This window comes from Arcicella sp. GW821-FHT09D11 (assembly GCF_059416265.1).
In genome coordinates, this window is record NZ_JBWKOV010000002.1 from 67,971 (window position 1) to 80,807 (window position 12,837).

General features: G+C 36.0%; 9 protein-coding genes. 8 read left to right on the forward strand and 1 reads right to left on the reverse strand.

The genetic code is table 11. The annotated features are described in order from the left end of the window. Positions 1–87: 87 nt before the first annotated feature. Positions 88–3,486, reverse strand: coding sequence for an isoleucine--tRNA ligase (gene ileS, locus AC07N0_RS05720; protein WP_494588448.1), 3,399 nt, complete (start codon positions 3,484–3,486; stop codon positions 88–90). A 281-nt stretch (positions 3,487–3,767) separates the two neighbouring features. Between ileS and AC07N0_RS05725 the strand changes: the two genes are divergently transcribed. The 8 genes from AC07N0_RS05725 to AC07N0_RS05760 all read left to right on the forward strand — a co-directional run bounded on the left by AC07N0_RS05725 (position 3,768) and on the right by AC07N0_RS05760 (position 12,833). After that, on the forward strand, positions 3,768–4,199 hold the full coding sequence (locus AC07N0_RS05725) for a hypothetical protein (protein ID WP_494588449.1): 432 nt from the start codon (positions 3,768–3,770) through the stop codon (positions 4,197–4,199). Positions 4,200–4,278: 79 nt separating this feature from the next. After that, entirely contained in the window at positions 4,279–4,725 is a 447-nt protein-coding gene (locus AC07N0_RS05730) for a hypothetical protein (RefSeq protein WP_494588450.1), read from the forward strand. A 280-nt stretch (positions 4,726–5,005) separates the two neighbouring features. Further along, on the forward strand, positions 5,006–5,605 hold the full coding sequence (locus AC07N0_RS05735) for an RNA polymerase sigma factor (RefSeq protein ID WP_492801407.1): 600 nt from the start codon (positions 5,006–5,008) through the stop codon (positions 5,603–5,605). A gap of 208 nt (positions 5,606–5,813) precedes the next feature. Further along, a complete protein-coding gene (locus AC07N0_RS05740) occupies positions 5,814–7,124 on the forward strand; it encodes an oligosaccharide flippase family protein (RefSeq protein ID WP_492801408.1) in 1,311 nt (436 codons plus the stop codon). Between the two features lie 205 nt (positions 7,125–7,329). Further along, positions 7,330–8,355 carry a LacI family DNA-binding transcriptional regulator gene (locus AC07N0_RS05745; RefSeq protein ID WP_494588451.1) on the forward strand — a complete coding sequence of 342 codons (1,026 nt, stop codon included), beginning with the start codon at positions 7,330–7,332 and terminating at the stop codon, positions 8,353–8,355. A 361-nt stretch (positions 8,356–8,716) separates the two neighbouring features. Next, a complete protein-coding gene (locus tag AC07N0_RS05750; RefSeq protein WP_494588452.1) occupies positions 8,717–9,910 on the forward strand; it encodes a glycoside hydrolase family 88 protein in 1,194 nt (397 codons plus the stop codon). A gap of 28 nt (positions 9,911–9,938) precedes the next feature. Then, positions 9,939–11,837, forward strand: a complete 1,899-nt coding sequence (locus AC07N0_RS05755) for a glycoside hydrolase family 97 protein (protein WP_494588453.1) — start codon at positions 9,939–9,941, stop codon at positions 11,835–11,837. 135 nt (positions 11,838–11,972) lie between these two features. Then, entirely contained in the window at positions 11,973–12,833 is an 861-nt protein-coding gene (locus tag AC07N0_RS05760) for an ROK family protein (RefSeq protein WP_494588454.1), read from the forward strand. Positions 12,834–12,837: the final 4 nt, after the last annotated feature.

Genomic DNA, 12,837 nt, shown 5'->3' on the forward strand with positions numbered 1-12,837 from the left:
TGTGGTTGTTAAGTTCCTCTCCAATATAAAAGGGAAGCCTTCATACATGAAAACTTCCCTTTCTATTTTTCGAGTTGGAAACTCGAACTACACTACTGCAACTTTTACTGTCAAAGTCAATTCTTCAAATTCAACATCTTGTCCGTCGGCTAATTCACTAACTACTTCTAGCGAAAGTGCTTGTACTTCCTGACTGATAAAGTCTTTGAAGGCTACAACGCCAGCCGTTACTTCTGCATCTGAATCAAGTAATTGAATGCTGATTTTATCCGTTACTTCAAAACCTGAATCTTTACGTAGGTTCTGAATACGATTCACAAAATCACGAGCGATACCTTCTTGTTTCAGCTCAGGCGTAATGTTGATGTCTAATGCCACCGTAATACCTGCGTCTGATGCCGTTAAGTATCCTGGTAAATCTTCTGTTTGAATTTCAACATCTTCTAAGGCAATCGTATAAGCATCAAGGCTTATCGTCTTGTTTTCCTCTAAAGCTTTCAAATCTTCGGCAGTCATCGCAGTGATTACAGCAGCAACTGCTTTCATGTCTTTACCGAATTTCGGTCCTAACGCTTTAAAGTTGGGTTTTACCTTTTTCGATAATACGCCCGACGCATCATTTAAGTATTCAACTGCTTTGATGTTTACCTCTGTCTTAATCAATTCGTCTACATGACGGATTTGCTCACGCGTTTGCTCGCTTAATATCGGAATCAAAATCTTCGACAATGGCTGACGTACTTTAATACGATTAGTTTTTCTCAATGAGTGAATCAAAGAACAAATTCTTTGAGCCAAGTCCATCGAAGTTTCCAATTCAGTATTAATCCATTCGTGCTGTACTTTCGGGAAGTTCGTCAAGTGGACAGATACGTCCGTACTTGTTTCAGTATCGGTTAAGTTTTTGTACAGCCAATCACCGTAAAAAGGAGCAATTGGCGACATCAACTGAGCAATCGTTTTCAAACAATATGCTAATGTTTCATAAGCCGACTGTTTGTCCGACGTCACCTCGCCTTTCCAGAAACGTCTTCTTCCTAAACGTACGTACCAGTTAGAAAGATGGTCTCCCACAAACTCTTGGATGGCACGTCCCGCTTTGGTTGGTTCGTAAGTATTATAAGCTTCGTCTACTTCTTTTATCAACGTTTGTAATTTTGATAAAATCCATTGGTCCAGCTCGGTAGCAATGCTTTTATCAAGTTGCCCTGTTGGCGTATAGCCATCTAAATTGGCATACAACGCAAAGAAATTATACGTATTTGTAAGCGTTCCAAAAAATTTATTACGTACTTCGGTAATGCCTGCTAAATCAAATTTAAGGTTATCCCAAGGTTGTGCATTCGTAATCATGTACCAACGCGTTGGGTCTGCACCATATTTCTTCAAGGTTTCAAATGGATCAACAGCATTGCCTAAACGTTTAGACATTTTGTTGCCGTTTTTATCCAATACTAAGCCAGTAGAAACTACGTTTTTGAAGGCAACGGAATCAGAGACCATTGCCGAAATAGCATGTAAGGTAAAGAACCAACCACGTGTCTGGTCAACTCCCTCTGAGATAAAATCGGCTGGATAAGCTTCATCAAAAATATCTTTGTTCTCGAACGGATAATGCCATTGTGCATAAGGCATTGCTCCAGAATCAAACCAAACGTCGATAAGGTCAGTTTCACGCGTCATTACTTTACCCGAAGCTGAAACTAAATATACTTCATCCACAAACGGACGGTGTAAGTCTTCAGTACCTGCTTTTAATAAGGCTAAAAACTTCTCGTTAGCCGCACGTTGTTCTGCTGATAGTACATCATCTTTCAAAGCATGTGTTATACCGTTTTCTAATTCTTTTAATGAACCGATACATACATCTTCACCATCTTCCGAACGCCAGATTGGTAGGGGAGTTCCCCAATATCTTGAACGAGATAAATTCCAGTCTACTAAGTTTTCCAACCAATTACCAAAACGACCAGTACCCGTAGATTCTGGTTTCCAGTTGATGGTATTGTTTAAGGCAATCATTTTATCTTTTACTGCCGTTGTGCGGATAAACCAAGAATCCAATGGATAGTATAACACAGGTTTATCGGTTCTCCAGCAATGTGGATAAGAGTGATCAAATTTCTGAACGTTGAAAGCTTTGTTCTCCGTTTTCAATTGAATAGCAATGCGTTCATCTACTGATAGATATTTATCTCTTCCTTGTTTGATGCGTTGCTCTTCTTTTTCTTCGTCTGATAAATAAGCTTCTTTTACAGGCTCATTAGCATAATCAGTAATTTCAGCTACAAAACGACCTTGGCGATTGACAATTGGTACTTCTTTACCCGTTTCGTCTTTGACAAAAATAGAAGGAATGCCATTTTGTTGCGCCACTCTAAAGTCGTCTGCACCAAAAGTTGGTGAAGTATGAACTACGCCAGTACCATCTTCTGTCGTTACGAAGTCACCAATGATTACCCTGAAAGCAGCACTTTCTGGCTGAACATAAGGCATTAATTGTTCGTATTCGATGCCTTCTAGGAAATTCCCTTTGAAACTGAATACTTCTTTCCAAGGAATGATTTTATCTCCATCGTTATATTTCGAGAAATCACCATCTTTTCCTTTTTCGTTGAAATATTTTCCAACTAAATCTTTGGCCAACACTACATTTACGGGTTCGTAAGTATAAGGATTGAAAGATTTAATTAAAGAATATTCTATGTTTTTACCAACCGTTAAAGCTGAGTTCGCAGGCAAAGTCCAAGGAGTAGTCGTCCAAGCTAAGATATAAATATTGCTACTATCGGCACCGTCAAACAAGAAACCCGATTTGCCAGTCAATTTTACTTTAAACTGAGCCGTCAGTGAAGTATCTTTTACTTCACGATAACAACCCGGCTGGTTAAGCTCGTGTGAAGAAAGCCCCGTTCCTGCTGCTGGTGAATATGGCTGAATGGTATAGCCTTTGTAGAGTAAACCTTTTTCGTAAAGGGTTTTCAACAAATGCCAAACCGACTCGATATAATCGTTTTCATAAGTAATGTATGGATTATCCAAATCTACCCAATAGCCCATTTTTTCGGTCAAATCGTTCCATTGGTCAGTGAATTTCATGACCGTTTCACGACACTTCTTGTTGTACTCCTCAACCGAAACATATTTTGGAGATTTAAGATTACCAATATCGTCTTTGGTAATGCCTAATTCTTTTTCTACTTGTAATTCCACAGGCAAACCGTGGGTATCCCATCCGCCTTTGCGTTTTACTTGCTTGCCTTTTAAAGTTTGATAACGACAGAAAATATCCTTAATCGCACGAGCCATCACGTGGTGAATACCTGGTGTTCCATTTGCCGAAGGAGGTCCTTCATAAAAAGTGAAAGTTGGATTGCCCTCACGGGTTTCGATAGACTTTTCAAAAATCTTTTCGTCTTGCCAAAATTTAAGGATTTCGTCTGCAACCTGACCATAGTCAAGGTTTTTATATTCTTTAAAATTCATTATGGACTATAATTCGTTTATTACGTTGTTAAAAATTATCTGTTGAGATGTTTTTTATCTAATAGGCTGGGAAAATTCCTGCAAAAGTACAAAAAATGACTGGCTTTTGGAAGGAATAGGCATCAAGAAAAGAAATTTCAGGATTCCAACTTATTTAATCATAATTGTGTCTTTGTCTATAAAGGCGATTTGTTTTTTGAAACAATGATTTTACAGGCAAAAAATACAATATTAGTTAACCAATAACCTTATAAATACGTTTATTACTAAACATTGATAACATGAAAATTTTAGCGATTAGTTTCTTATTTCTTTTGTTTTTGGGTTCTTGTAAGTCAAACGAAGAAACAATTGACCCTACAGGGATTGTTGGGAAATGGCAAACCACAGGAATTACGCAATCCATGAATCAGGATGGTAGCTGGGGTGAATGGCATATCAATCCAACTTTTGCTGCTGTAACACCTTCTATCTGGCAGTTTGCCAGTAATGGGAATTTTTTAATAGATGGCAAACCCGGTGGTGATTGCTGTTTTGCAGGGAATAAATATACAGTTTCTGATGATAAGAAAATTACCTTTACCGAACTAAAACCAATATGTCCTGAAGTGTATTGTGTTCGTTGTAGTGACTGGGATTATGGCAAAGCGGGCAATGATACATTGATACTAAGACAATGTGCTACAAGAAATAAACTTGTCAGGGTAAAATAAAAAACCATCATTCCAACCTTAAAAATAAATTCTACGTCTTTATAAAAAACAGTTTATTAAAATTTAAACTTTAAATAACATGAAATTATTATCATTAAGTCTAGGACTACTTTTAATGATTAGTTCTTGCAAGTCAGTTGACGAAGTAACACCCGGAAAAGAAAGTTCAGCCAAAGTTTCTGCTAATCAATTAGTAGGAAAATGGAACCCTACTTATATGCAAAAAGATAAAGGGGCAGATGCCAAATGGACAACCATTAATACATTTGTTGCTTTACCAACCATTGAATTTACAGCAGATGGTAACTTTTTAAGTGACGGAAAGCCTGGTGCAGATTGCTGCGGATGGGTTGGCAATAAATACACATTCAAAGATAGCAAAATTACTTTTTCTGATTTTAAGCCTTGTCCAGAGGTGCTTTGTATAGCGATTGCTTGCGATGGCTGGAAGGTTCAAAAAATTGAAAACGATACCCTTGTGGTAGAAAACTGTTTTAACGTAACCAAATTTGTGAAAGCTAAATAATAATTAGTTCTCATAATATTGTTTAACCTCATATCACGTATTAAAAAATACTGTTTTTGCCTCTGTAAGATGAATACTTGCAGAGGTTTTTTTATAAAGTATATTTTTGTATTTATGCCATTTAAATACAACCAAGGCACTTTTGACATTATTGTTTTTACTTTAATTGTTGGATTAGAGAAGGGGGGTGAGTAAATAGAATAAATTTTTTGCTAAAAAATCCTAAAATTATTTTATTTAATATTTTTATTATTATATTTGCTTAATCAATTAAGCAGTCATGGAAAATAAACAGCTAGAAACGTTATCAAAATCAAATGATTTTTATCTCGAATTATGGAATCAAGCTAAGCTAGGCAGCAGGGAAGCGTATGCACAGCTTTGTGAAAGCCATTATAGAATATTGTTTAACTACGGACTGAACATTACGAAAGACAGAGAATTGGTAAAGGATGTAATTCAAGACCTCTTTTTATATCTCTGGGAAAAACGAAATATCGTAGGTGAAATAAATGTAATGACCATTTATTTGATTCGTGCTACCCGTAATAACCTGATATCACAATTGCGAAAAAATCAATGGAATGTGCTGTATGATAATTTTGATGATGAAGACAACTTAACAGATGAGCAAACCATTGAAAATAGCTTAATCGAATATGAACGCTATTCACAAAACGAGCAACGTATGCGCAAAGCAATAGAGTTATTGCCAAAACGTCAGCGTGAAGTACTTTTCCTGAAATTTTATCAAGGAGTTAGTCATTCGGATATTGCTAATATGATGAATATTAATAATCAATCTGTTTCCAACCATCTCCAAAAAGCATTAATTACCCTAAGAGCATTGTTTCCAAATCATTGGAAAAAGATGTTTTAATGCTTAAAATCAATAATCTTCATAAAATATTAAAAACTATACGTGTCCCTAATTATAATATTTAAGCTAAGTTTGTAATAAAAACACAGTTAAGAAGAATTGACATAGATAAATCTATAGCAATATGGTAAGTGTTTATGCTTGTTTTGCTTACCTTTGAGGGTTAAATTCTCCGCATGACCGCTATTTTATTGTCAAACTTATAAAAATGAATGTTGTATTAAGGAATATTAGAGGTTTACTACTCCTTCAATTAGTTAGTTTTGTATTGCCTTTAGTTGTTATACCGTATGTTTTTAGGGCAATAGGCCCTATTTATACTGGTAAAATAAATTTTTCACAGTCATACATTAATTATTTTTTATTACTGATTAATTATGGCTTTGATACAACAGGAACCAAACGTATTTCGGTCGTAAAGGATAATCCTGAACAGCTAGTAGATACTTTTAATGAGATTATTTCCACCAAAATTTTCCTATTTTTTATCAGTACCATCATATTTCTGGTGTGTACATTATCTGTTCCTACCCTTCGTTCAGAGTTTGCTCTTCATTTTTATTCATTTAGTTTTGTGTTGGGTTGTGTGTTTTTTCCAACTTGGTTTTTTCACGGTATCCAAGAAATTCAAACCGCAGCACTCATTGCACTGTGTTTTAAATTAGCGTCTTCTATAGCCATTTTCTTTGTTGTACACGATACGCAATCTTTTTTCTGGTTTAATATTCTTACAAGCTTAGGGCAAATATTAGCAGGACTATGGGCATTTTACATTGCCATGAAACGCTACAACCTTACTTTTTACTTTATAAAACTTCAAAGAATTATCGATTTGTTGGTAGAAGAACGCTTCTATTTTGTTTCTACCATCGTTATTAATCTTTATACGACTACGAATGTTTTCTTGATTGGTTTTCTGCTAGATGATAGGAGTGTGGGGATTTATTCTGCTGCGGTAAGGCTGATAACAGTTGTCGTAACGGTTTGTATTAATCCTATCTCACAATCCATCTTTCCAGAGATTGCCAATAAGATGAATGCTAACCTTCAGAAAGGGTTGGAGCTAGTACAAAACATCATTCCTGTGGTGTTCTTTATTACTATCCTTGGAACAGCCTTTCTTTATCTAGTAGCTCCCTATATCGTATCCTTCATTTTTGGCGAAAAATTCCTTGATTCCATAGGTGTATTCCAGTACTTGTGCATTGTTCCGATTTTATCAAGTCTGAGTTTGTTTCAAGCCCAAACGATGTTAAGCTTAAAGTTAGATAGGTATATTCTGAATATTACCCTGATTGCTGGTATTGTTAGTGTTGGTATCAACTTGTTGTTAATCAATGTGTTGCAATACTATGCTTCGGTAGTAGCCTATATTTCTGTAGAAGCTTTCATCCTCATTTCAGGGTATTTTGTATTAAGAAAAGAAGGATTGACGGTGATTATCTTTGATAATTTTTCTGCCAAATCATTCCGCTATCTAATGGCTAATTTTAACCTTTTCGGCAAAGGAAAACATTAAAAATGAGTTAGCTTATTGTGGAAAAACGATTAATGGTCTAAGTATTAAAACCACTTGTGAATCACCCCTGTGATTCTCCAAAATAGCGTTTTGTATCTGTTATGATTGAATAATGGGCAATATCTTCTCGATAAATCAAAATAATCGTTTAACTTGTCTTATATTTATCCAATTTTATAAGCAATCAATTTAATTATACGTTACGATGAAAAAGATGTCTATTAAGGCTGTTGCCGAAACGTTAAAAATTTCTACTGCAACTGTTTCCTATATCCTTAATGGCAAAGCCAAAGAAAAACGCATTAGTGAAGAACTCACCAAAAGAGTATTGTCGTATGTTGAAGAAAACAATTTTAAGCCCAATCACCTCGCTAAAAGCTTAAGAACAGGTAAAACCAACGTAATTGGCTTAATCGTTGAAGACATTGCCGATCCATTCTTTGCCAGTGTAGCAGGAAATATCGAGAACATCGCTTATGAAAACGGCTATAAAATTATCTACAGTAGTACAAAAAACAATCCTATCAAAGCCAAAGAACTAATCAATACTTTTAGAGAAAGAAACGTAGATGGCTATATCATCACGCCGACGGAAGGGATAGAAAACGATATTACCCAACTGATTAGCAATGGTTTACCTGTCGTGCTTTTTGATAGAAATTGTACAGACATTGACGTTAGCTATGTAGGGATGGATAATTTTGATAGTGCCTACAAAGCCGTAAAACACCTAATAGCGCAGGATTATAAGCATATTTCCCTCATCACGCTGGATTCTTCGCAAGCACAAATGATAGACCGTTTATTGGGCTATGAAAAGGCTATTTTTGAAAAACGTATTCCTTCAATCATCAAGAAATTTGATTATTCTTCTGCCAAAATCGAAAATATTACCGAAGAAATAGGGCAGTTTTTAATAGATAACCCCTCAGTAGATGCCATATTCTTTGCAACCAACTACCTAGCCATTAGTGGGATAGAGTTGCTAAACCGAAAAAGAATAAAAATAGGGAAAGACATCGGTATTATGGTATTTGATGACAACGATTTGTTTAGAATACACCAACCTTCTATTTCAGCGATTGCCCAACCCATCCAAGAAATGTCTAAGCAATTGATTAATACTTTGTTGGTTCACATGGAGAATTCCGACAAGTATTTGTCAAAAGAATACATTTTACCCGCCTCGATTATTTTACGAGATTCTTCGTCTAAACATGAAATTGCTTAACGGATTAAGTAAAAAATAAATTTGGTGTTTTTATATGAGCTCTTTTTAATAGAATCTTATTAAAAAGGGTGGTAAATCACTGTAAATAATGAGTTTTTGTGCCTTCAAAACAGATACCCTTCAAAATACGTTTTTTTTCTGTTTATCCTGAATTATCGTGAGTCTTTGAAATATAACAATAGAAATATTTTGTGATATATTTTTTTTAAATTAGATTTGCTTAATCATTTAAGCAAGCCAGATTTAGGCATTTCGTTAACATACACTTCTTGAGCAATAAGAAGTAAAATGCTAGTATTCTTATCGAATCTGAAAGAATCGAGTATTGCCTAAATTTCAGTGTACGATTAATTACAAATCAATGAAAAAAACAATCCTAGTTTTATCAATTCTTCTTATCTCGTTGGTTTTGCCTACCAAGGCTCAGTTCAATGTTCAGAAAAACATTGATTATTGTGCTGTACAAGCCAACAAAACGATTAGTACTTTACCGCCCGATGGACAATTGAATATTCCGAGAAGTATCAATAAAGATAGTAAGACGTGGCGATTGGTAGATTATCAGGATTGGTGTAGTGGCTTTTGGTCGGGTTCGCTTTGGTATGTATACGAAGGAACAAAAAAGTCGTTTTTCAAAACCCAAGCCGAACGATTTGATAAACAATTATTACCATTATCAGCACAAAAAGTAGCCTATGACCATGATTTAGGCTTCCAGATTTTTTGTAGCTATGGCAATGGTTACAGACTTACTAAAAACCCCTCTTATAAAAAAGTAATACTCAATACTGCCAATGTATTAGCCACTTTATACAACCCAAAAGTAGGGACAATCCTTTCGTGGCCTAGAGAAGTAAAGAAATTTGGTGCGCATAATACCATCATCGATAATATGATAAACCTAGAGTTACTGTTTTGGGCATCAAAAAATGGGGGCAATAAAAATCTCTATAAAATAGCTGAAACACATGCCTTAACGACGATGAAAAACCATTTCAGAGATGATTTTACGTCTTATCATGTGGTTTTGTATGATACCCTCACAGGCAAGAAAATCAAAGGAATGACGCACCAAGGCTATGCCGATAATACGATGTGGGCAAGGGGACAGTCGTGGGCTATTTATGGTTTTACGATGTGTTATCGCGAAACGAAAAATCCTGCATTTTTAGATTTTGCTCAGAAAGTAACAGACGTGTATTTAAAAAACCTACCTGACGAAAGCCTAATACCGTTTTGGGATTTTAATACACCTGATATTCCAAATACTACGCGCGATGCTTCAGCGGCGGCAGTGACAGCTTCGGCCTTGTTTGAGCTTTCTACTTTGGTGAAGGATAAAAAGAAAAGTGCCTTATACTATACTAAAGCCAAGAAAATGCTTGAAAGTCTTTCCACTACAAATTATCAAAGTGGGGCTGTGAACGATGCCTTTTTATTGCATTCAATGGGAAATGTACCGATAGGAGGAGAAATAGACGCCTCTATTATTTATGCAGATTATTATTATATCGAAGCCTTGTTGCGATACAAGAAAATGAATCAAAAGAAATAACGATTGATACCCTTTATTAAAATTAATAATGAAAAAGATTTTAGCGATAATTTTTACCTTGGTTTTTACCCATACCTTATTAGCACAAAAAGGTATGATAGATAGTACAAAAACGACCATTGCATCACCCGATAGAAATATCCTTTGCACAGTTTATCAGAAGATTGATGAAAAGGGAAAGAAAGCTATTTTTTATACGGTAAGCTATAAAGGCAAAGCAGTAATATTGGAATCTGAGCTAGATATTCAGTTGGATAATCACCTTTCAGAATTGGCAATGGCACTGAAAGTAGATAAAACAGAAAAGTGGTGTGAGGACTTACAATTTGTAGGCATTAAAACTAGCCAGAAAGATACTACTTGGAAACCCCTATACGGCGAGCGTTCGTTGATTAGAGACCATTATCAAGCAGTAAATCTTGCTTTTAAAAAAGCTAGCAATGCCGACTATACCTTAGAAATCCAAGTACGTGCTTATGATGCAGGCGTAGCCATCCGTTATTATTTCCCAGAAAATCCTAAAGGCTCTTACTACCAAATTACGGCTGAAAATACAGAATTTGCCTTACCCACGGGAACAACTGCATTTTATACACAGTGGGCACAAGGTAAATACGCTGAATTACCCCTTGAAAATTGGGTAGATGCTGGGGAAAGACCAATGCCTTTGCGGTTGAGTAATGGCCTGTGGGCTTGTTTGGCAGAGGCTCAAATGGTAGATTATGCCAGAGCTAAATTCATTATCAGTAAAACCAAAAAGAACACTATTCAAACAGCATTATATGGTGGTGTAGATGGTATTACTTATTTCGGTACGCCTTGGCGAGTAATCATGATAGCTGAAAGCGAAGGCAAACTGATTGAGAATAATGATATCATCCTGAATTTGAATACGCCTAATAAAATAGCGAATACGGATTGGATTAAGCCGGGGAAAATCATCAGAGAAATGACCCTTACCACCGAAGGTGCGAAAGCCGCTATTGATTTTGCCGTAAAAAGGAACTTACAATATGTATTGTTCGACTGGAAATGGTATGGCCCCGCCCTTACTTGGGACACCGATGCTACGCAAGTAAAAGCAAAAATGGATATGGCCGAAATAGTGGCTTATGGCAAAGAGCGCGGTGTAGGAATTTGGTTGTATGTAAATCTACAGTCACTGTATAAACAAGCAGATGAGATTTTTCCATTGTATAAAAAATGGGGAATAAAAGGGGTGAAATTTGGCTTTGTACAAACTGGTAGCCATCGTTGGACTACTTGGGTAGAAGAGGCCATTAAGAAATGTGCAGATAATCAGTTGATGGTGAACGTTCATGACGACTGGCGTCCGACAGGAGAAATGCGTACTTATCCAAACCTAATGACAGCCGAAGGAGTAAGAGGTAATGAAGAAATGCCAGATGCTACACACAACGTAACATTGCCTTTTACAAGATATATTGGCGGTGCAGCAGACTATACCATTTGTTATTTTGATAAACGCATCAAAACTACTCACGCGCATCAATTGGCAATGGCAGCGGTATATTATAGCCCTTTGCAAACCTTGTTTTGGTACGACCAACCAAAAGCTAGTAATGATGAACCAGAATTAGAATTTTGGAATAAAATTCCAACTACTTGGGATGAAACAAGAGTAATTCAAGGAGAAATATCAAAATATATCACCACTGCCAGAAGAAACGGAAAAGATTGGTTTGTGGGTACGTTAACAAGTAATGAAGGAAGAATGCTAAAAATAAAATTAGATTTTTTACCCAAAGGAATTAAATATACCGCCAATATTTATGCTGATGACAGTACCTTAACCAGTACTACAAAAGTTGGTATCCAACGTATAACTGTAGACAGTACGACAGTGTTGGATGCCAAACTTTTACCCTCTGGTGGACAAGCCATTTGGCTTACACCACTAAAATAGTTAATCAATTAGCCATCTATTAAGTAATCACTACTTAAATACATTAATAGCATTATTATAAAACCTTTCTAAAAATACTTTTAGGATTTGTAGCTAGCACAAATCTTAACTGTTTTCATAAGAATCTTTAAACGTATGTACATCGGAGTTGACATCGGAGGCTCGCACATCACAGCGGCACAAGTAAATATTGAGGATGGAGAAATTATTACCTCCTCTATTATAAGAAGCAAGTTAAATCCTCATGCTTCGTCAGAAGAAATTTTAACGGCTTGGGCAAATGCTATTGTCCAAACAAGCAATCAAAGAGCAAACTATTACTTAGGTATAGCTATGCCCGGTCCGTTTGATTATGAAAATGGAATATGCTTGATGAAGAATGTGAATAAGTACGAGAGTTTATATGGCTTAAATATCAGGAATGAGCTTTCAGAACGACTATCAATACCCATTAAGAATATTAGCTTTAGAAACGACTCAGAGGCATTTTTGGAAGGAGAAATGCTTTTTGGAGCAGGTCAGCAATATGAAAAAGCCATTGGTATCACCATGGGAACGGGCTTGGGTACATCAATCTATCATGAGGGAGATGCCAAAGATATGGCCATGGGAATAAATCATCAATTACTAGAAGGCGTTGCCGAAGACTATATCTCTACCCGTTGGTTTGTAAAACGCTACCATGAGTTGACAGGTAAAACTGTTGATGGAGCCAAGCAATTAGTAGAAAGTATTGAAAATGACGAAGCCTCGCAAGAAGTATTTACAGAATTTGCCAAAAATGTATGCCTGTTTATCGATGATTTTACCAAGATTTTCCACCCAGAATTAATTATAGTAGGTGGAAATATTGCAGGAGCTTCTCCTTTGTTTTTTCCAGCAGTAGAAAAAATGTTATCAGAGAATACTCATAAAATACAACTTATTAAATCTTCTCTGAACGAACAAGCGGCCTTGATGGGTGCGGTTGGTCTATGGAAAAAACAATTAAAATAAATTT

Bases quoted from the DNA above. Each gene is read 5' to 3' on its own strand.
- AC07N0_RS05745 (WP_494588451.1), top strand. From the start codon at position 7,330: ATGAAAAAGATGTCTATTAAGGCTGTTGCCGAAACGTTAAAAATTTCT.
- AC07N0_RS05740 (WP_492801408.1), top strand. From the start codon at position 5,814: ATGAATGTTGTATTAAGGAATATTAGAGGTTTACTACTCCTTCAATTA.
- AC07N0_RS05755 (WP_494588453.1), top strand. From the start codon at position 9,939: ATGAAAAAGATTTTAGCGATAATTTTTACCTTGGTTTTTACCCATACC.
- AC07N0_RS05725 (WP_494588449.1), top strand. From the start codon at position 3,768: ATGAAAATTTTAGCGATTAGTTTCTTATTTCTTTTGTTTTTGGGTTCT.
- ileS (WP_494588448.1), bottom strand. From the start codon at position 3,486: ATGAATTTTAAAGAATATAAAAACCTTGACTATGGTCAGGTTGCAGAC.
- AC07N0_RS05730 (WP_494588450.1), top strand. From the start codon at position 4,279: ATGAAATTATTATCATTAAGTCTAGGACTACTTTTAATGATTAGTTCT.
- AC07N0_RS05760 (WP_494588454.1), top strand. From the start codon at position 11,973: ATGTACATCGGAGTTGACATCGGAGGCTCGCACATCACAGCGGCACAA.
- AC07N0_RS05735 (WP_492801407.1), top strand. From the start codon at position 5,006: ATGGAAAATAAACAGCTAGAAACGTTATCAAAATCAAATGATTTTTAT.
- AC07N0_RS05750 (WP_494588452.1), top strand. From the start codon at position 8,717: ATGAAAAAAACAATCCTAGTTTTATCAATTCTTCTTATCTCGTTGGTT.